Raw genomic sequence first — 23,248 nt, 5'->3', positions numbered from 1 at the left:
CCTTTATTTATGTAAAAATTACACCCATTCGTTTATAGTTAATATAATACCTTTGAAATAGTAGTTAAACAACAACAAATATTTTTAGGTATCGAAATGAAAACTCTATTACTTACTCTAATGACCTTATGTTTGTTCACTCTAAATTTTAGAGCACAAGCACAAGAAGAATTTATCTGGTTGGATCCTTATCGCGACACAGATGATCGTATTGATGCACTCCTAAAAGCAATGACTTTAGAAGAAAAAGCCTCTCAATTAATCGATGTAAGTGAAGCTATTCCTAGACTGGAAGTACCAAAATATTGTTGGTGGAATGAGAGTTTACATGGTGTTGCCAGAAATGGTAGAGCAACCGTATTCCCTCAGGCGATTGGTATGGCTGCGACTTTCGATAAGGAACTTATTCATGATATCGCCACTGCTATCGGTGCAGAAGCTAGAGCAAAGTTTTTGGTGGCAATGGAAATGGACAATAGAAGTAAGTATGCTGGGTTAACGTTCTGGTCACCAAATGTCAATATATTTAGAGATCCAAGATGGGGTCGTGGTCAGGAGACTTATGGTGAAGATCCTTACCTATCTGGACAAATGGGGTTAAACTTTGTACAAGGTTTACAAGGTGACCATGAGAAGTACTTGCAAGCGGCAGCTTGTGCAAAACATTATGCTGTACATTCAGGCCCTGAAGAAGATCGCCATGTTTTTGATGCCGTACCAAATCAAAGAGATTTTAGAGAAACATATCTACCTGCTTTCAAAACTTTGGTAAAAGAAGGTGATGTAGAAGCAGTAATGGGTGCATATAATAGAGTTTTTGGAGACCCTGCATGTGGTAGTGAATTATTATTAGATGATATTTTAAGAAAAGAATGGGGTTTTGATGGACATGTAGTTTCTGATTGCGGAGCTATTGAAGATTTTTATGCTCATCATAAAGTTTATCCATCGGGTGTTGAAGCCACAGCAGCAGCTATCAAAGCTGGAACTGATCTAAACTGTGGTAAAGTATATAAACAAAATATTGTGGCTGCAGTAAACCAAGGTTTAATTACGGAAAAAGAAGTAGATGATAGAATGCGTAATCTTCTTGCTACTCGATTCAAACTAGGCCTATTCGATCCAGCAGAGCTGAACCCTTACAATAAAGTTTCTCCGGATACTGTAGAATGTGAGACTCATAGAAATCTAGCCTATAATGCTGCTTTAAAGTCTGTAGTGTTATTAAAAAATGACAATCATGCACTACCACTTAAGAAAGACATTAAAACATTATATGTTGTTGGTCCTAATGCCAATAATAGTGAAGTATTATTAGGTAATTACTTCGGTGTGAGTGGACATATGACAAACATCTTAGAAGGTATCGTCAGCAAAGTAAGCCTTGGTACAAGTATCAATTACAAACAAGGTATTTTACTAGACCGTCCAAATAATAACCCTATCGATTGGTCGACGGGTGAAGCAGCTAGTGCTGATGCTTGTATTGCTGTAATGGGTATTTCTGGGCTGATTGAAGGAGAAGAAGGAGAAGCTATTGCTTCATCCTCAAAGGGAGATAGAAACAACATGAAGCTACCAGAAAATCAAATTGCTTACCTAAAGAAAATTAAATCGAAGTCTAAGAATCCTTTGATTGTTATTATCACAGGAGGTAGCCCTATCAATTTAACAGAGGTAGCAGAGGTAGCCGATGCCATTTTATTTGCTTGGTACCCTGGACAAGAAGGCGGAGATGCCATAGGTGACTTGATCTTTGGTAATGCCTCACCTTCAGGAAAATTACCAATCACTTTCCCTAAGTCTGTTGACCAACTTCCAGCATATGATGATTACACTATGGCAGGAAGAACTTACAGATATATGGATGTAGATCCTATGTATCCATTTGGTTACGGTCTTTCTTATACCTCTTTCTCTTACGATGATATCATACTATCAAAATCTTCAATAAAAGCAAAAGAAGACTTGAAAGTAACTGTAAAAATCACAAACACAGGTCAACATACAGCAGAGGATGTAGTACAATTATATTTATCGGAATACAAAGTAAAATTTGATGCTCCAAACCATTCACTGAAAGGGTTCCAGAGAATAAAATTAGCTCCGGGAGAATCTAAAGAAGTGTCATTCCATATCTCACAAGAAGAGCGACAAATTTTTGATGATCAAGGGAAAGCTGTAGATCCAAAAGGGAAGTTAAATATTACGATAGGTAATGCTTCACCAATGAAAAGAAGCAATGAACTAGGCGCCAACTTAAAAACTACAACAGTCAAAATCCTATAGAAGGACTACAACATGAGATATTTTATCATCTTCCTTTTTTCAACTTTATACGTTACCGCATTTAATTATGCACAACAGCCAAATGTGATACTTATTGTCACTGATGATCAAGGGTACGGAGATTTAGGTGCACATGGAAATAAAGAAATTCATACACCTAACATTGATCATCTATATGGTGAAAGTGTTCACTTAACTAATTTCCATGTTAGTCCTACATGTGCCCCTACCCGAGCGGCTATTATGACAGGGAAGTATGCTAATAGTGTTGGTGTTTGGCATACTGTAATGGGAAGATCTTTATTGTATGAAAATGAAGTAACGATGGCAGATATTTTCAGCCATAATAACTATAAAACAGCCATGTTTGGTAAATGGCACCTAGGAGATAACTATCCGTTTTCACCAAGGTTTAGAGGTTTTCAAGAGGTACTTACTCATGGAGGCGGTGGTGTAGGTCAAACTCCTGATTATTGGAACAATGATTATCAGGATGATGTCTACTTAAGAAATGGAGAAGAAGAAAAAGTAAAAGGTTATTGTACTGATGTGTGGTTTCGCAATGCCTTATCTTTTATTGAAACAAATAAAGATCAGCCGTTCTTTTGCTACATTTCTACCAACGCTCCTCATGGACCTTTAAATGTGCCTACACAATACTCCAAACCCTATTTAGAACAAGGTGTTCCAAAAGGTAGAGCTGAATTTTATGGGATGATTTCTAACATCGATGATAATCTCGGTGTCTTAAGAGATAAACTCACAGAATGGGGTATTGCTGATAATACTATCTTAATTTTTATGACCGATAACGGTACCGCTTATGGTGCCAAGTTTAAAGATGGTTTACTGGCGAGTGGATACAATGCCGGTATGAGAGGAACAAAAGGTAGTGCCTATGAAGGTGGGCATCGAGTTCCTTGCTTCTTCTACTGGAAAGATGGTCAACTATCAAAAATTAAAGATGTCAATACTCTAACTGCACATATCGACTTATTACCCACTTTAGTAAAAATGTGTGGACTAACATTACCTAATAAAGTAAAGTTTGATGGTACAGATTTAACAGAGGTATTATCTAACAATAAGGATATTGAAAGAATACTAGTTGGAGACTCTCAACGTATTGAATTCCCAGAAAAATGGAGAAATTCTTACACCATGAAAGGCAACTGGAGGTTAGTCAACAATGAAGAACTGTATAATGTATCTTCTGATCCTGGGCAGGCTAAAAATGTAATTAAAGTATTTCCAGAAATCGCTCAGGAACTAAGAAAAGGCTACGAGAAGAACTGGAAAAAACAATACAAATGTTTCGATCAATTCCCTTATATCAAACTGGGTACAGAATATGAAAATCCATCTACATTAACTGCCCATGATTGGCATGTAGCTGAGGAACGTATGATCCCTTGGAATCAGAAATTAATCCGAAAAGGTGGAAATGGAAATGGAGAATGGAGAGTTAATTTCACTCAAACAGGAAAATACAAAATCTCAATCCAACGCTATCCTAAAGAGGCCAACTTACCTATCAATGCCTCTGCAGAAGTATATCATAGTGAATTCAAAAATTATGTACTACCCGCAGGAAAAGTGTTCCAAATAACGAAAGGACATTTAAGAGTTGGTGATCAAGTTTGGGAAGAAAACATTTCTTCAGAAAATTCTAAAAGTATCACTTTTGAAGTCAATATACCGGAAGGGGAAACCACATTAAGTGCCACTTTAGTCGAGAAGAATAAAAATGAAGTGGGTGCATACTATGTGTATGTGGAGAAACTATAAATGACTTAAACTATGCTGAAATATATACTTATCAATGTTTTATTATTTGCTTTCATCAATAGTATGGTAGCTCAAAATAAAACAACAGATCAACGTCCAAATATTATTTTTATTCTTACTGACGATCAACCTTATGATTACTTGAGCGTTACGGGAAATAAAGTGATTACCACTCCAAATATTGATAGACTGGCGAATGAAGGGACATTATTTACTAATGCACATATTACAAGCCCTATTTGTATGCCTAGTAGAGTATCGATGTTGATGTCTCAGTTCGAAAGAAAACATGGTGTAAACTTTAATTCTGCCACCGCTTTATCTGAAGAGGCATGGCAAAACTCCTACCCGATGGTCATGAGAGATGCCGGTTATTTCACCGCTTATATAGGAAAAAACCATACTCCTCTTGGAAAAAATGGCTACAAGTCTATGGTGATGGAAAACTCCTTTGACTACTTCTATGGTGGACATCGTCATTTAGGTTTCTATCCAAAGGATCGTCATAAGATCTTTAGAGGGGCTAAAAAAGATACTCAAATTGAAATTGTAGAAGAAGCGGCCTTTGATGTATTAGACAATAATGATTTCAGAATTGAGCAAGCCTTTAAGGTCATGGAAGGAAGACCAACAGATCAACCTTTCTTGATCAATCTTTGCTTCAACTTACCACATGGAGCAAGTACGTCTAGCATGCAACAAAGAGAGAGTGATGATGAATTATATAAAAGTTTTTTACGAGATCAGGAGATTCCGTTACCAGAGAACTATATAGCAAAAAAGGACATCAAAACTCCTAAGCTACCTTCTGATTTACTAAGAGTAGAAGACCGACAAAATATTTATGATCATGTAGATACTCCTGAAATGACAAAGGAGCGATTGATTCGACAGTACCAAGCAATGAAGGGTATTGATCGTTTAGTTGGTCACCTTCAAGAAAAATTAAAAGAACTGAAGTTAGATAAAAATACCATTATCGTTTTCTCATCTGATCATGGTTTATTAATGGGACAATATGGATTGGGAGGAAAAGCTTTATTGTATGAGTATTGTACTAGAGTTTCAACTATTATATACGATCCAACAATTCCAAAAAAGAAAAGAGTTCCACACACTGATGCTTTGGTACAAAGTATAGATATCGCCCCTACTCTTTTAGCAAAGGCGGGAATTAACATCCCAGAAGTATATCAAGGTAAAGATTTATCACCGCTTTTAGTCAATAAAGAGGCAGAAGTAAGACCTTATTTATTTACCGAAAATTTATGGTCTACTCAATTTGGTAACCCAAGATGTGAGGCCGTTCAAGACAAAGAGTGGAAATATATTCGTTATTACAAAAACGAAAACTTTTCTGCTAGCAAAAGGATTCAATACGCAAAAGCAATGGACATTAATGTCAACAGTGTGCTTTATTCTATGACAGACAAAGAGATACCTATTTACAGAAGTTTTGTCGAAGGGCCATTAAACGGTGAAATTCCTGTGTATGAAGAACTTTATCATCTAAGCACTGACCCCAATGAGTTACATAACCTTGCAGAGGATAGCTTCTACAAAGAAAAGCTTCAATCATTAAGAAAGGTATGGGAGAATGAAATTAAAAATGCGAGAGGCGAAGGGCAACCATTAGTGGAACGTTTTACGGTGGAATCTAGTTTTGAATTTCAAAAAAATCCTTCAAAGCTAATCCATGATTAACTATTCGATACATCATTTCAACAGAAAATAAAATGAAAAATATAAAGGTATTAGGCATTGGTCTTCTATGCGGACTAATGTCTTGCTCTCAGCAAATTCCCCAACAGGATTATGAGAGTTTAGAGGAAATCAGCTTTAATGATCAATGGAAATTCTCTAGAGGTAAGAAAGCTGATGCAATGAAAAAAGACTTCAATGATGCGTCTTGGAAATCACTAGATCTCCCACATGATTGGGCCATCGAAGAACCTTTTGATATTGCCTATAACTCCCGTACAGGTGGTCTACCTGTGCATGGTGAAGCTTGGTATAGAAAGGAATTTAATGTTCCTTCAAAGATGGAAGGCAAAAAAGCTTTTATCCATTTTGAAGGAGTAATGAATAATGCCGAGGTATTTATTAATGGTAAAAAAATTGGAGAACGTCCTTATGGCTATATCGGCTTTGAATTAGACATGACCCAATATTTAAACTTTGGTGAAATAAATACAGTAGCAGTAAAATGTGCCCCTGAAGATCTTAGTGCTAGATGGTACCCTGGTGCGGGTATTTACAGAGATGTGTGGGTAGAATTTAAACACCCTATCCATATTGCTTTTGATGGTACATTCATCAAAACGCCTGTTATTTCAGAAGAGAAAGCAGAACTAGTGATTGATATTGATGTTGTCAATTCATTAGAAAAACAATCATCTATTGATATTGAAACCATCGTTCAGAATCAAAAAGGTGAGAAAGTGGGTAATATCACAAAATCCTATAAACTGGATAAAAATGCTCAAAAAACAGTTTCTCAAACATTAACTATTGAGCAACCAGAAATTTGGTCGATGGAAAACCCTCACCTTTACTCAGCAGTCACATATATCAAACAAGGAGATGAGGTTTTAGACAAATATGTGTCTTCATTTGGGGTAAGAGAAATTGAATTTTTAGCAAAGGAAGGTTTTTTACTCAATGGTGAAAGAATCCAACTTAAAGGGGTATGTCTTCATCATGATCAAGGTCCTTTAGGAGCTGCTGTAAATAGAAGAGCCAAAGAAAGGCAATTACAAATCATGAAAGACATGGGAGTAAATGCCATAAGAACTAGCCATAACCCTCCATCAAAAGTATTATTAGAACTTTGTGATAAAATGGGATTGGTTGTGATTGATGAAGCCTTTGATAATTGGAAAATCGGAAAGGTAGAAAACGGTTACAACAAAGATTGGGATAAGTGGAGTGAAATTGATCTTAGAGCAATGATCCGCAGAGACCGAAATCACCCTTCTATCATTATGTGGAGTATTGGAAATGAGATTCTAGAACAAACAAAAAAAGACGGTTGGAAAGAAGCCAGACGTTTAGCTAGAATTACAAAATCTGAAGATACTTCAAGACCTGTCACTGCAGGTTTTAACTACCATCCATTAGCGATTGTCAACAAGTTAGCACATGAGATTGATGTTGTAGGGTTTAACTACTTCCCTATGCGTTATGAAAAAATTCTTGAAGAATATCCTGAATGGATAGTTTATGGTTCAGAGACTTCTTCATGTACCAGTTCAAGAGGATACTATGACTTACCCGTCGAGCCTAAAGTTGCCGAAGGATCTAAACAAGTTACAAGTTATGATTTAGTAGGACCACCTTGGGCTTATCCTCCTGATTTGGAATTTGATATGTTAGAAAAAAGCCCCCGAATTTTGGGTGAGTTTATGTGGACCGGTTTCGATTATCTAGGAGAACCAACACCTTTTGGAGGAAAAGACAACTGGACCAATGGATATTGGAACGGAGATTGGCCTTCCCATTCGTCTTATTTTGGTGCAGCCGATTTATGTGGATTCCCTAAAGACAGGTATTTCTTGTACCAAAGTCAGTGGACTAAAACACCAATGGTACATGTTTTACCGCATTGGAACTGGGACGGTAAAGAAGGCGAAATTATACCAATACATGCTTTTACCAATGCTGAGGAAGTTGAGCTTTTCGTTAACGGAAAATCTTTCGGTAAAAAAGTGAAAGGCGTAGACCTTACTCCTATCAAAATGACGCATAGAGATTGGAAGAAGAAAGGACCTATGATGTCTAAATATAGATTAAGTTGGGACGTTCCATTTACGCCAGGTAAAATCGAAGTGGTAGCCTATACTGATAAAAAAGAGGTGGCTAGAAAAGTCATTAAGACTGCAGGAAAACCACATCATATTGTGCTTGAAGCAGACCGTAATTTAATTGCTTCAGACGGTAAAGATTTATCTTATGTTACTGTTAAAGTAGTAGATAAAGACGGTAACTTCTGTTACACCGCTTCAAATGATATTCAGTTCGAAGTATCAGGTGATGGTAAAATTGCAGGTGTTGGCAATGGAGATGCCACATCAGTTACTCCACACAAAGGAAAACATATGGAAGTATTTAATGGCTTGGCATTAGCAATAATCCAGGGAACAAAAAATGCTTCTTCACCAATAAAATTAACAGCAACAGCAGAAGGTTTAGCCTCTGCAGAAACTATTATTTCATTTCAACAAAGTCTTTAAGATGAGAAGCATATATAATTTGATGATCATCCCTATGGCATTACTGTCATGGGGGTGCCAAAAAAACACCTCTACGGTAAGTGAATCCCTCAACAAGAAACCAAATATCATTTTTGTATATATGGATGATCTTGGCTACGGTGATATTAGTGCCAATGGAGCTACTGAGATTAAAACGCCTAACATGGATGCCTTAGCCAATGGTGGAATTAACTTTTCTAATGGGTATGCCTCGTCGGCCACTTGTACACCTTCTAGGTATGCGGCATTTACCGGAGAGTATCCTTGGAGAAAAAATGCTCAAATACTTCCTGGATCTGCTCCGATGCTCATCAGTACTAAACAAATGACGTTACCAAAAATGTTGAAATCATCTGGTTATTCAACAGCCATTATTGGTAAATGGCACCTTGGTTTAGGTACACATGATAAAGATTGGAACGAACATATTTCACCAGGCCCGAACGAAGTAGGTTTCGATTATTCTTACATCATGGCAGCAACTCAAGATAGAGTTCCTACTGTCTATATTGAAGATGGTGATGTAGTTGGATTGGATAAAAATGATCCAATTCAGATCGATTACCATAAAAATTTTGAAGGAGAACCAACAGCTATCGATCACCCAGAAATGGTGAAAATGAAATGGCACCATGGGCACAATAACTCAATTGTGAATGGTATCCCTAGAATCGGTTATATGAAAGGTGGTAAATCTGCTTTATGGAGTGATGTAGATATGGCAGATCATTTCCTTTTAAAAGTGAAATCGTATATCAAAGATCAGTCAAATAAAGAAGCTCCATTCTTCTTAACCTACACAATGCAGCAGCCTCACGTACCTAGAACGCCACATCCAAGATTTGTAGGAAAATCAGGAATGGGTCCAAGAGGTGATGTGATTCTTGAAGCCGATTGGTGTATTGGCGAACTTTTAAAAACATTAAAAGAAGAGGGTATTGAAGAAAATACGCTAATCGTTTTCTCATCTGATAATGGGCCAGTATTAAACGATGGTTACTACGATCAAGCGGTAGAATTAATTGGTAATCATGATCCAAAAGGTGGATTAAGAGGAGGAAAATATTCCCTTTATGATGCGGGTGCCCATGTTCCATTTATTACTTATTGGAAAGGAACCATCGCACCTGGAAAATCGGATGCTTTAGTGTGTCAAATGGACTTATTGAATTCATTAGCTGCTCTTACAGGTAGTGAAATTTCCACTCCAGATTCAGAAAATGTTTTAGGGGCTTTATTAAGTGCTGATCAAAAAGGAAGAACTTCCCTTATTCTTGAAGCGACAACAAGAACTTCATACAGAAAAGGAGACTTAGTATTGATACCTCCTTACAAAGGGAAGAAGAAAAATAAACAGGTAAATATTGAGTTGGGTAATGACACTGAAATTCAACTTTACAACTTGAAAGAAGACCCTTCACAAATGAAAAATATTGCGAAAGACAATCCACAATTGACAAAACAACTGTTGGCTGAATTTCAAAAACTTAGAGGACTGGACTATAACGAAACAAAAAAATTAGAACTGATGTAACTATAAAATAGCTTAAGAATTGAAAAGGGGAAGGTGTTTATCTTCTCCTTTTTTTATGTCCTAAATCGTATTCATCACATAGTTATTTATTTATACCCCAAAAAAGCTTATTTTTAGGTATACCTACTTAGAAAGGATTACTAAGGGCGAAAATATAAAAAATTCACCCCCTCAATTGGCGGATTTTTTACACCCTATTTTTTAGTGTAAGTTTTACATCTTTGAAGTACGAAAAAACTTTTTAAAACAATCTATTCTTAGTATAAAATGAAATACATCTACAAACTACATACACTGTTATGGCTCGCAGTGTATAGCCTATGTTTTCATACCACCGGCCAAGCTCAATCGTTTGATGGTGCCGGTACTGTAGAAGACCCTTATTTAATTTCATCGAAAGCTCAATTGATTGAATTAGATAATTCTTCTGAGTTATGGGGTATGCACTTTAAATTAACTACGGATATTGATATGGATGGCGAAACTTTCCATCCTATTGGATATAAAGTTGGAAGTGATGTTTCAAAAACGTTTAAAGGTTCATTTGATGGGGGCTTCAATACCATCAGCAACCTTACGATTACGAAACATCCGGACCAATCTTCGTTAGGAGTTGGATTTATCGGATATAGCCAAGGTGCTTCAATAAAACATTTAGGTATTATTAATTTATCGAACGAACAAAAAGTACCTAACATTGAAAGAGTTGGTGGACTTATTGGTCATGCAGAATGGAATACGATAGTTGATCAGTGTTTTATTTTAGGTGGAAAAGTATCAGGATCTGGCTCAATTGGCGGATTGATTGGTATGGTTGTAAATGTAACGCTAACAGATTGCTTTGCTGCAGTAGAACTGGATGCCAAATGGGGTAATAACGGTGGTATTGTTGGTAATATGAATGCTGTAGAAGCAAGTGCATCCATCACTAATGCTACCACTTATGGTACTGTTTTAAATGGTGTTCCTGGTATCACAGCAGATGCAAATATTAAAAACGATATTGCGATTTCTGGCTTATATGCCATTTCTACTACGGGTAAAGAAAATCCTTCTGACAAGGTAACTGTACTTACTCCTCTTGAAATGACAGATGCAAGTCAATTCTCAGCATTAGATTTTACAGAAAGTGGTGCTTGGAAAATGAATACCAACTCTTACCCTGTTCTAAGCGGATTCCCAGACGCGGCATTCTCTATAATGGACGCTTTTTATGATATACCTCTAACTGTTACTTCTAATGGAACAGATCCAATTAGTGGTGCTACTGTGACTATCAATTTAAAAGACTATACAACAGACGCTAACGGTAACCCTGAAGGTCTAGTAGAATCTGGTACTTACGACTATTCAGTAAATGCTGAAGGCTACAACGAATATACTGGATCATTCAGTACAGGTGATGAACAAAAAACTATCACTTTAGTCTCAGATGCGCTGGTAACGTATACTGCTGCTTTTGTAGTAAAAGATGAGGACGGTGAAGTTGTAGCAGATGCTACATTCAATTTAAAAAAGACAGACCTTACTTTCGATAAATCATTCACTACGGATGCTGAAGGCAAAGTGACTGTTGAAAAACTTGTTGTTGGTGATTACGAATACGCTATTCAAAAAACGTTATTTGAAGAGAAAAAGGGAACATTTACCCTATCAACAGAAAACTATAACGAGGAGATTACTCTAGTAGAAATCAATAAAGCTCCTGTAGCCGTTGTAGGGTCAGGAAGAACAGTAGAATCTGGTGAGGTAGTAACATTATACGGTGCAGATTCTTATGATGAAAACAAAGATGCACTATCATTTACATGGACAGCCCCTGATGGAGTTACCTTGTCTAATGCATATGCTGCTATTCCTACTTTTACAGTTCCTGTGGTTACAGAAACAACGACACTAACATTTTCATTAGTCGTAAATGACGGAGAAGTAGACTCTGAACCTGCTACTGTTTCTTTCGTTGCAAAAAGCAAAATCATTAATGGATTAAACTTAATCGTTAATGGAGGTTTTGAAGAAGAACTAACGAAAGGTTGGACTGGCATGGGTGCTTATGCTCAATCAGATGTGGTAGATCCAATGTCGAAAGGTAGTAAAAGTGTTAAGTTTGAAACGTCTAGTAAAGTAGACGGTGTCCAAACTCATATGGATGATTTCATAGATGTTGAAATCGGAAAAGCTTACAAATTCTCTGGTAAAGTCAGAGTTGATAAAATGATGGTTACGGTATTCAATTTACGTTTTATGCCATCAAATGATTGGTTTGATGCTGATAATGCGAAGTTCTCTATTACACAATCAGGTAGTGGCTGGGGTGATTTACAACCAGAAAAAGGAAGCTGGGTTTCTTTCGAAAAGATATTAACTTTTGACGAAGCTTTTGCGGCTGGTTCATCAAAAGGTGATGTGGTTAGCACAAGATTACATCTTCAAAGTTCAAATGATGCAACAGACGAACTTATTTATTTTGATGATTTGATGTTAGAAGAAACAGACATTGATTTTACTTTGTCTGCTGGAGAAGATCAAACAACACTTCCTGGTGCCACTGTTGATCTAATGGGTAGCCATAATTCATCAAATTCATTTACATATACTTGGGAAGCACCTGAAGGAATTACATTAACTTCTACAAATACATTAGCTACTTCTTTTGATGTTGCTAGTGATATCACTGAAGAAACTACTTATACATTAAAGTTAAAAGCTAGTGATGGAAGTTTTGAAGCTTCTGACGAGGTAAATGTTGTTGTTGTTCCAGGAATTTCTGCCAATGCTGGCGATGATCAGACAGTAGATGCCGGAGATATTGTCACTTTAGACGCATCAAACACTACACCTGAAGATGTTACCTTAACTTGGACAGCACCAGAAGGTATCACTTTATCTGATGTTAATGTTGCTATGCCAACTTTCACTGCTCCTATCGTGACTGAAAGTACTACTTTTACATTCTCTTTGGCTGTCAACTTAGGTGAATCTTCTGCTTCTGATGAAGTAGTGATTACAGTAAACCCAAGTTCAATTCCTGTAGCAGATGCTGGGAATGATCAAACTGTAGGAACTGGAGCGACTATTACTTTAGATGGTTCTGGTTCTCAAAGTCAGACAGAAGGTGATTTATCGTATGCATGGACTGCTCCAGAAGGAATTACGTTATCGGACAATACTGCTGCAATGCCTACATTTACGGCCCCGATGGTAGAAGGAGAAACTTCTTTCACTTTCAGTTTAATTGTAAATGATGGGGTAAATTCATCAAAAGCAGATGACGTAGTTATTACCGTAATTAATGAAAAGATTAGTGGCTTAGAACTTTTAGTGAATGGTGGATTTGAAGAGGGCAAATCAGTAGGTTGGTCTGGTATTGAAAGTGAAATGTTCTCTATTTCTGATATTGTTTCAGAGCAATCGAAAGGAACATCAAGCTTAGAAGTTGCAGCCACTGCAAAAATCGACTTAGTAGAAACATCTTCAGATAGCTACTTTAATCTAGAAGTGGGAAAACAATATAAGTTCACAGGTAAAATCTTGGTAGAAACAATGAATGTTGAAGTCTACAACATTAGATTTATGCCAAGTGATGAGTGGAAAGATTCTGGCGCAACGAAGTTAGGTATCACTGCTCCAGGTATAAGCTGGGGAGATTTCAATGCCACTATTGGTGAATGGGTTTCTTTTGAAAAAATCATCACAATCGATGAGAATTTCCATATCTCAAAATCATTATCACAAGGAGATATTGTACCAACAAGGTTATATATCCAAACACCTAAAACAGAAGAGGAATTATTCTATTTAGATGATTTCAGCGTTGTAGAATATGGTATTGATTTCCAATTGGATGCTGGTGATGATATCGTTATCCAATCTGGTAGTTCAGTTGACCTAATGGCCACTCACAACTCTTCTGATGAGTTTACTTATACTTGGACTGCTCCGAGTGGTGTTACTTTGTCTTCAACAGATATGAAGTCAACAACATTTACAAGTGCATCTGGTTTAGTAGCTCCTATGGAATATGAATTTACAGTAACAGCTAAAAAAGGAATGCTTTCTTATTCTGATAAAGTGAAAGTAACTGTAGTTCCAGAAATCAATGCTAATGCTGGCGATGATCAAGTAGTAAAACAAGGTACGACAGTAACTTTAGATGCCTCTGCAACAACACCTGAGGAAACTACATTTGTTTGGGAAGCACCGGAAGGTATTACTCTATCTGATAACACTTCAGCAATGCCGACATTTACAGCACCAAATGTTACTGAAGAAACTACATTGACATTTACACTTAGAGCACAATACCTTGAAGGAGAATCTACTGACGAAGTGGAAGTATTGGTATATCCTGAATTGGTAGCCAATGCTGGGGATGATCAAGTAGCCTACATTAACAGCACAGTGACATTGGATGCTACGGCAACAATACCACAAAACGCTAACATTACTTGGACTGCCCCAGAAGGAATTACTTTAAGTGATGCTAATGCATTACAACCTACTTTCAATGTACCTGAATTGGCTGAAGATACTGAATATACTTTCACATTAACTGCCACTTACAGAGACATGACATCTACAGACGAAGTAATGATTACAATCAAATCTGTAGAACAACCAGTAGCCAATGCTGGGGAAGACCAAACGGTTAATGCGGGTGATGAAGTGACATTAGATGGTACGGCTTCTACTCCTTTAGATGTACAACTAGAGTGGATCGTTCCTGAAGGAATTACACTTTCTGATGTTAATAGTGCTACACCAACATTCACTGCACCTGAACTTGAGTATGACAATGATTATGTATTTGTACTTAAGGCAACAGTAGCGGATATGGTAGTTACAGATCAAGTAACAGTAACTGTATTGTCAGCGAACATTCAAGCACCTACTTCTGCAGAAGATTTAGCTGCTGACCTAGTAAAATGCTACCCGAATCCTACTCATTCAGGAAGAACAAATATTGAGTTATTAAGTGATGCTGAAGTATCAGTAATCAATCTTTCAGGGCAAGTAGTAGAGAGAAAATCTTTATCTACAGGTATCCATGAGCTGGACTTAAGTGATGCTGCTAGCGGAGTATACATTCTACATGTACAATCTGAAAGCTTCATAAAGAGTATTCAATTAATCGTAAAATAAATACAACATAGGTGATAAAATTTATTCACTCATGTTATTTTTGAAAGAAGTACCGGAGATGTTTTTCTCCGGTATTTTTTTATTTATTAAAAATAATTCCCCCTCGTTATTTACTAAAATTTCAAACCATCGCTCGGTCTTTAAGTGATTAATTTTGATCAATAAACAATCACTTAATCAACTATTTAAATAATTTGAAATGAAATGGAATACAACATGTAGTACGTTTGTTTGGACGCTCCTTGGACTTGTTTTCACACTCAGTCCATGGCAAGGCAATGCACAAACAAAAGTGACGATCAATCACAAAACTCAACGATTTATAGGAGGTGTTTCCGAACTAAACCGAAACAAATTTTTCAATCTTCATGCAAAAGCAAACGATGCAGAACTGAACGCATTTTATGAAGAATACAATGTGGGACAAGGCCGTGGTTTTTGGGGTCCTTTATCAGAGTCTAAAAGAAAAGGATTTGCTGTAGGCACCTACCCCAACTCCACTGTAAACGATAATAGCACAGCAGAAAAAGATGTCTTCAGATATGTTGGTACAGAACATCCTAAAAGTGCCTTCCTGGATGAAATGGATGTAGATAAAGCTGCTGATTGGGCTGTAAAATATTTTGTAGATGAAGTGAGTGTAAATGACCGCCCACAATTCTATGAACCAATGAACGAGCCTTTTGTACACGCTCATGATTTTTATGAAGGGAAGTGGATTACAGAAGATGAAATTAGAGTAAAACGCAGAATGGCTGATTTATTTGCTGCTATTGGTAAAAAAATCCATGAAACACCTTCCCTTGGAAAAATGAAGGTGGTCGGTTATTCTGCTGCTTGGCCATCTATGGAGATTCATGACTTTGCCCATTGGGAAGAGAATATGAAAATGTTTATGGATGTTGCAGGTGAACATATGGACGGTTTTTCAACACATTTATATGACGGTGTGAATATTACGGGTCAGAATAATATTCGTTCTGGTAGTAACTCTGAAGCCATATTAGACCTTATTGAAACTTACAGTTACCTGAAATGGGGAAAAGTAAAACCACATGCCATTACTGAGTACGGAGTAATTACTCATGGCTTTGATGATGACTATACAGATTTGGAAAGTGTACAATCTGTAAAAGGAATCAACCATATGTTATTTAATTTATTGGATAGAGAAAATGTGATTGATATTTCTATTCCATTTATCACAGATAAATCTAAATGGCATCTTAATGCTGGTAATAATTACCAACCTTATGGAGCTGCATTGTTTATTCCAACAAACATTGGGGAGGCAGAGGTAAAAGGATGGAGATATTCTCCAAGGATTCATTTTTATGAATTATGGAAAGATGTTAAAGGAAAAAGAGTGCAAATAAACTCGGACAACCCTGATATTCAAACTCATGCTTTCCAAGAAGAAAATACCTTATACATCGCCTTCAATAATTTAGACGATAACAGTCAAACTATTGATATTGAGTTTGTAGAAAACTTAGATGCGTTGAAGTCTATCACTAAAAAGTCGCTTCGTATCTATGATGATAAACAAGAAGAGATGAGTATTACAACGCTCAATGAATCCATTTCTTCATTAGAATTGATTGGTGGAGAAACTTGTATTCTAGCCTATCATTTTGAAGAAGCACCTACGCTTACTTCTGCAATGGTAGAGCAAAAATATTATGCACCAGAACATATCAAAGCCATTCAATCGAACCAAACCAACACCTTTACTTTTAACGGCGTTGATACGGATGGTACACAACAAGTTATCCTTCATATGGGAATAGGTAGAAAGCATGATAAGTCGAAACAACCTACGATTAAAGTAAATGATGTAATGATCACTGTCCCTAGCAATTGGAAAGGTAGTGACCAAGCACATAGAGATGACTTCTTTGGTGTGATCGAAATCCCTTTTGATTCTGATCTATTAAAAGCAAACAATAAAATCTCTGTCACTTTCCCTGATGAGGGTGGCCATATTAGTTCAATGATTTTGGAGCTTTCTAATGAGAAAGATATCTCTATCGGGATGGAAAGTGTAGAGATTTTACTTCCTAATAATACTATTGGAAGTGCTGAACAGGTAAGTATAGATCTAAAATATACAGCAACAACCACAAGAGATTTAGTTGCTGAATTTTGGTCCTCACAACAATGGTTAGGACAAGCAACTAAAACCATTGATGCAGGCAGTGGAACTCAAACTTTACGTATTCCTTTACAGAATGCACCCACTATTGGAGAGAAATATATCATCAAGGCCAGTATTCGCCCTGAAGGAAAAAGTTGGCAATATAATCTCGCAACAGATCAAAAAAACGATGTGATTGCAGTAGAAAAAGGAGATACTTTTGCTGCTAACTTTACTATTAAAGATGAATCCGAACAAATCTTAGAAGGTGCCATCATAACGATTGGAGAGGAAAAAAAAACTTCAAATTCAGAAGGTAATATCAGTTTTTCGGAACTAGAAGCAGGTGAATTTGACTTTTCTGTGGAACTTTCAGGGTATACTACTTACAATAGCTCATTTACCATCTCAGATCAAGATTTATCCATTCCCGTTGTGTTGACTTTAACATCAGAAGCTTGGGTAAATGCTGGTGACGATCAGACTGTTGAAAGTGGTGACTTAGTCACACTTACCGCTTCTACTTCTCACAATGATGAGTTTGTAACAAAATGGTCTTCCTCTTCTTCTATACTAATTGAAAACTCTGAAGCGCTGTCCATTCAATTTACTGCTCCTGAAGTAGAAAGTGAAACAGCCTTTGTCTTTGAATTTGAAGGAACAAGAGAAGGGCTTACAGAATACGATGAAGTTACTGTAACAGTTACTCCAAATTCAACAGACATCCCTACATATGCTTTGAATATCGAAGAGAGTATCCCTTTCTATCCAAACCCTGTTGATGATATTGTAAATGTAGAATTAAAGGATGCTTCTGATGTGATCTTTTTTACTTCCAATGGACAAAAAGTAAGGACTCTTTCATTAGCAAAAGGTCTTCAATCTATTAATATATCCGATCTTCAGAAAGGAATTTACTTTTTAAAAATCACTTCTAACAACTTAAATATTTTATATAAAATGCTAAAGAATTAAATTCGCTTACACTATCTAAAAAAAGAAAGGCTACCAATAAATATTTTGGTAGCCTTTTCTTTGTTTTAATGAATCGGATCGCTGTTTATAAATCTTGAGGACTTAATTTCAACTTAATCACAAAAGCATGCTCACAGGGTCTATCTTCTGGTAATTGAACTTTCAAATACTCTTTTTCCTGTTCCCATTCTATCACTTTATTACTTCCTAGCATACTTACCTGAAGCAGTTCCTGAGATAATACCTCACTATTCTGTCCAAGGCTTTTTACCTTTAGAATTCCATCTTTTGGCCAATCCAAAGCGATAGCATACAAATAGTCGCCTTTTGTTGTAAAACGAATATCCTCAGCTACTGCTTCCTTATTTTTATGCTCACTTAAATGTCCTTCTTTGATTTCTTGAGGACCTTCTCCAAAGATTTTCCATGGTCTGGTATCGTAAATTGCTTCACCATTTGTATTTAACCATTTCCCCATTTCCTTTAACCTAGTGATGACTTCTTGGGGAATTTCACCATTGGCTTTTGGTGGTATATTCAATAATACCGCTCCATTTTTTGAAACGACATCTACTAAGAAATCAATGAGTCTATTGGTTGTTTTGTACTTTGGATCGTTAATATGGCACCAAGCTTTCCAATCTACAGAATCATCTGTTAACCATACGAAAGGCTGTTTCTCTTTCATTCGAGAACGTTCTAAATCCAAAACAGCTGTCCCCTCTTGTAAATCATGAAACTTATATGTACATACCACTTCTTTTCCCCATTTCTGAGCATTATTGTAGTAATTAGCAAGAAACTGTTGTCTGTATTTCTCTCCAATAATGTCCATACGGTTATCAAACCAGATGATATCCGGTTGATACTTTTCCATCAGTTCATCCAACCTTGCCAACCACTCTTCATTGAATTTATCATCAGGTAAAGGGTCACTCTTTGTCTTTGCCATATTAAATGTCCCTTTTGGAGTATAGGGTCCATATAACCCTTCGTATTTTTTATCGGCAGCATCTGTTGTTTTATCCCATGTAGGGAACCAAGCATACATCCAATGTCTGTGGTATGTCGCAATAAACTTCATATCGTGTTTCTTAACCGCCTCAGCCATCTCTCCAACGATATCTCGTTTTGGTCCCATCTCTTTGGCATCCCAATGCGTTAAGTCACTATCCCACATGGCAAAACCGTCTGCATGTTCAGCTACAGGGCCAGCAAATTGTGCCCCTGCCTCTTTAAATAGCTTTGCCCACTCATCAGCATTAAAATGCTCTCCAGTAAACATGGGAATAAAGTCCTTATAGCCAAATTCATTGAGTGGACCATACGTTTCTTCATGGTACTTTCTCACTTCATTACCAGGATTATACATGTAATGTGAGTACCACTCTGTTTCATGTGCAGGTACAGAGTAAGGACCCCAATGAAAATAGATACCAAACTTGGTGTTTTTCCACCATTCTGGCACTTCATATTGACTTAAAGATTCCCAGTTCGCTTCATAGTTAATTTTTGCTGTTTGTTTGACCGTCTCTTTCGTTGCACATGCCCCTAATAAGACACTCAACAATGCAGAAGTAATATATTTTTTAATCATGATATTGTTTATTGGTTTTACTCGAATCTTACATCTTTGATATTCATTAGGAAGCCTTTGTCGCCTTTAAAGACAACATAGATTTTCTCGTCTTCAACAAGGTGAGCAGTTATATCTGAAGTAATAGAAGACCAATTTTGCCAACCCCCAGTCTGATCGATATTAAATGAAGCAACTAACTCACCGTCAACTTTTTCTTTTCTTATTTCGACTATACCTCCTTTATTTGGTGATGCGATTCCGATGGTTACTTTTTTAGGAGAATGAGGGAATAACAAATTATTGAACATCAGGTAATCCCCATTTTCAATGTAACCAACGTTTTTACCGCCTAGCTTACATGACTCTACCATTACTCCTTCTTGATCTGAATAATTAGCCGCTTCTATCCCTACAAATGCATCATACATTTTTCTTGATTTATCTGATGAGAAACTAACAACATCGCCCTTTTTAACTCCATCCAAGTGTACCGCATTTTCACTATTGATATGCATTTCTCCTTGTACCAATGAGGTAGATAGAATATGTGGCTTTAGCTGTCTAAATTCCTTTTCTGAATAAATATTCCCTTGATTAGCTTGAAAAAGGATCTTTTGGTTGGCTGCATTAAATAGATCAATATCATAAGATTTAGAAAGTAGTACTTGTTTTCTAGTAAGACATTGCATCCAATCCAATGCTAAGAATTCTGTATTACCCGAAAATTGGAATGAGAGATCAACCATCCCTTCTGGAGAAAATAATAATGGTGCTTTCACTAACCTCCATTCTCCTTCCTTCATTTTAGGGACTTCAACAGCCGATAATTTTTTGTTGTTCGCTAATACCTCAATAGTTGCTTTTTCTTGAGAGCTTACAAAAAGAGCTAAATGATCCCATTTGTTATTTTCAAAGTTGATCTCATTAATTTCAAGTTGAGTCTTTTCAGAAATTCTTTTGACGATCCAATTGGGTGTAGCTGCATTTGTTTTAGTTACAGTCGCATTTTCAAGAACACTATATCTATCCAATTGGATAGCATTATTTGCTGTTAGTGCGGCAATACCTCTCTGAGTTGCTTTGATTTCAGGTATATTTCCATCTTCATCAAAATAGATGCGATCAGCACACATTGATCTTCTGTGTTTATTTCCTGAAATATCCATATGATGGTAGAATAATAACCACTCACCTTTATATTCTACAAACGAATGGTGGTTGGTCCAACAGCCATCTTTCCAATGTTCTAATACTTTTCCTTTGTATTCAAAAGGTCCTCTTGGACTATCACCTACTGCATAAGAAATCTCTTCTGCTGGCCCTGGTGCATGTGGAAAAGTAAAATAGTATTTATCCTTTCGCTTAAAAACAAATGGCCCTTCTTTATACTTTGATGGCAAGCCTTCTACCTTCTGAGGCTTCGTCTTGATCGTTTTCATATCTTGATTCAATTCAACATAGAAAAGGTTCTCGCCACCACCGAAATATAAGAATATGCTACCATCATCATCAATAAATACATTGGGGTCTATACCTTCAATTCCCTCGATATATGAATTTTCTGGTGTATACGGTCCTGTTGGAGTGTCTGCTACGGCAACCCCTATTCTTCTAAATGCACTACCATCTTTGGGCATTGCTGGAAAATAGAAATAATATTTACCGTCTTTTTCGATACAATCTGGCGCCCACATACCATAACTATTTTCTTCTACCCAAGGCACTGTGTTATGAGAAAGAATTTCTCCATGATCTTTCCAAGTTGTAAGATCCGTTGTAGAATAGACATGGTAATCTGGCATACAAAAACCATTGTTCCCTTTGATCTGAGTACATGTAGTATCTGATGAGGGAAATACAAATAGTGTATCATTCATGACCCTAGCTGTAGGATCTGCAGAAAAACGATGTGTGATTAAAGGATTCTGAGAATAGCCTGCTATTGACCATACCCAACCCAAAAAGAATAATAGATTTTTACAGTTTAGTTTCATCATTGTGATTTCATAACTTTTGCACCATGAATATCAAAACAATGTTGGTATTTACATTTTGTAGTTGTTCTTCTCTCATGGTAATAATTCATTCATTGATTACTTCAAGAAAAGAAATCCATAGCAGTGTTGTTGGAAGAAAATGAAGCGTTTATACCTTCAAATTAATATACGCTTATTTCCCCCCTATATTTCCATAAATTTTTCTCATAAAACACATAAAAAAGGCCTTCAATATCATCTATTGAAAGCCTTGGAAGTTTGAACTGTTGGGGAATTTTTGGGTAAAATACATTGGTCAATACTGATAAAATATCATGCAACCCAAATCCAGATCTTATTACTCTGCTACTTTAAAGGCATAGTCTGTATAACCCTTTTCTCCCGGTGTATAGAAAGTATCAAAGTCGGGTGGTGTTAATTCAAGATCATCTTTTAATCGATGAACGAGATCTGGATTGGATATAAAAGGCCTTCCGAAAGCTACTAAGTCTCCTTGGTCCGCTTCTAAAATATCGATGGCTTTCTTTCTGTCTAAACCACCACTAGCAATAAATGTATTATTGAACGCCTCTTTTAATTTTTCTTTAATAGAAACAGGTACCTCAGGGGCTCCCATTCCGCTATGATCCACTAAATGTAGATAAACAACACCCAAATTGTTGAAAGCATCTACTAATGAAAGGTACTGTTCGTCTATGCCCTCAAAAGGAGCTAAATCATTAAATACACCATAAGGTGATATTCTCACTCCCACTTTATCAGCACCAATCGCATCGATCACAGCTTGTGCTACTTCAATGGCAAAACGATTTCTATTTTCAGCACTTCCACCATAACTATCTGTTCTTTGATTTGATAATGGACTAAGAAATTGATTGATCAAATATCCATTGGCCGCATGAAGTTCAACACCATCAGCTCCTGCTTCTATTGAATTTTTCGCTGCATTGACAAACTCCTGAATGGCTTCCTGAATATCTTGCTCTGTCATTTGCTCAGGAACAGGATAAGGCTGATTACCTTCCGAATCCGTATACATTTCTCCACTTAATACAATGGGTGAAGGTGCAACTACTCTTGTATCGGCTTCCATATTTAATGGATGAGATGCTCTTCCTGTATGCATTAATTGTATAAATATCTTTCCTCCCTGCTGGTGAACTGCTTGAGTTACTTTTTTCCACCCCTCTACTTGGGCTTCAGAATAAATACCAGGAATTCTAGCATAACCTAATCCGTTTTTTGAAGGTGCCGTACCTTCTGTAATAATTAGACCTGCTGAAGCTCTCTGTGCATAATATTCTGCCATAAGCTTATTGGGTATATTATTTTCAGCTCTACAACGTGTCATTGGAGCCATTACAATTCTATTATTTAAACTAGTATTGCCTAATGAGTATGATGAAAATAGTTTCATGGTTTACTTTATCGTTTATACGTATATTGTTTAAACGAATATAATTTTATATTCTAAATAAAAAAACTCATTTACACTTTTTTCACTTAAAATTAATATTGGTAATCACCCCTTCGTTACAATTAGATATGCTATCA

At 36.6% G+C, this 23,248-nt stretch carries 10 protein-coding genes; 7 read left to right on the top strand and 3 right to left on the bottom strand.

Translation table 11 applies throughout. From position 1 onward, the window contains the following. Positions 1-96: 96 nt before the first annotated feature. The 7 genes from HGP29_RS19395 to HGP29_RS19365 all read left to right on the top strand — a co-directional run bounded on the left by HGP29_RS19395 (position 97) and on the right by HGP29_RS19365 (position 18,118). Positions 97-2,289: a glycoside hydrolase family 3 C-terminal domain-containing protein gene (locus tag HGP29_RS19395; RefSeq protein WP_235958331.1), complete on the top strand. Its 2,193-nt coding sequence runs from the start codon at positions 97-99 to the stop codon at positions 2,287-2,289. A 12-nt stretch (positions 2,290-2,301) separates the two neighbouring features. Then, positions 2,302-4,077 carry an arylsulfatase gene (locus tag HGP29_RS19390; protein WP_168884082.1) on the top strand — a complete coding sequence of 592 codons (1,776 nt, stop codon included), beginning with the start codon at positions 2,302-2,304 and terminating at the stop codon, positions 4,075-4,077. Between the two features lie 12 nt (positions 4,078-4,089). Then, on the top strand, positions 4,090-5,781 hold the full coding sequence (locus HGP29_RS19385) for a sulfatase-like hydrolase/transferase (protein WP_168884081.1): 1,692 nt from the start codon (positions 4,090-4,092) through the stop codon (positions 5,779-5,781). Between the two features lie 32 nt (positions 5,782-5,813). After that, positions 5,814-8,309 carry a glycoside hydrolase family 2 TIM barrel-domain containing protein gene (locus HGP29_RS19380; RefSeq protein WP_168884080.1) on the top strand — a complete coding sequence of 832 codons (2,496 nt, stop codon included), beginning with the start codon at positions 5,814-5,816 and terminating at the stop codon, positions 8,307-8,309. A 1-nt stretch (position 8,310) separates the two neighbouring features. After that, positions 8,311-9,864 carry a sulfatase family protein gene (locus HGP29_RS19375; protein ID WP_168884079.1) on the top strand — a complete coding sequence of 518 codons (1,554 nt, stop codon included), beginning with the start codon at positions 8,311-8,313 and terminating at the stop codon, positions 9,862-9,864. 267 nt (positions 9,865-10,131) lie between these two features. After that, positions 10,132-15,006 carry a PKD domain-containing protein gene (locus HGP29_RS19370; protein ID WP_168884078.1) on the top strand — a complete coding sequence of 1,625 codons (4,875 nt, stop codon included), beginning with the start codon at positions 10,132-10,134 and terminating at the stop codon, positions 15,004-15,006. 199 nt (positions 15,007-15,205) lie between these two features. Beyond that, the gene (locus HGP29_RS19365) at positions 15,206-18,118 is read left to right on the top strand and encodes a T9SS type A sorting domain-containing protein (RefSeq protein WP_168884077.1); all 2,913 of its coding nucleotides are present in this window, start codon (positions 15,206-15,208) and stop codon (positions 18,116-18,118) included. A gap of 85 nt (positions 18,119-18,203) precedes the next feature. Here HGP29_RS19365 and HGP29_RS19360 read toward each other — a convergent pair whose 3' ends face one another. The 3 genes from HGP29_RS19360 to HGP29_RS19350 form a co-directional block, all read right to left on the bottom strand. After that, positions 18,204-19,715 (bottom strand): alpha-L-fucosidase, encoded by a 1,512-nt coding sequence (locus HGP29_RS19360; RefSeq protein ID WP_168884076.1) that lies wholly within the window; start codon positions 19,713-19,715, stop codon positions 18,204-18,206. Between the two features lie 17 nt (positions 19,716-19,732). Continuing rightward, entirely contained in the window at positions 19,733-21,694 is a 1,962-nt protein-coding gene (locus HGP29_RS19355; protein ID WP_168884075.1) for a family 43 glycosylhydrolase, read from the bottom strand. A gap of 337 nt (positions 21,695-22,031) precedes the next feature. Beyond that, on the bottom strand, positions 22,032-23,111 hold the full coding sequence (locus tag HGP29_RS19350) for an alkene reductase (protein ID WP_168884074.1): 1,080 nt from the start codon (positions 23,109-23,111) through the stop codon (positions 22,032-22,034). Between the last annotated feature and the right edge of the window lie 137 nt (positions 23,112-23,248).

The organism is Flammeovirga agarivorans (assembly GCF_012641475.1).
Classification (GTDB): Bacteria; Bacteroidota; Bacteroidia; order Cytophagales; family Flammeovirgaceae; genus Flammeovirga; species Flammeovirga agarivorans.
Note: the sequence above shows the minus strand (reverse complement) of the source record. Positions and strands in the feature narration are given on the sequence as shown.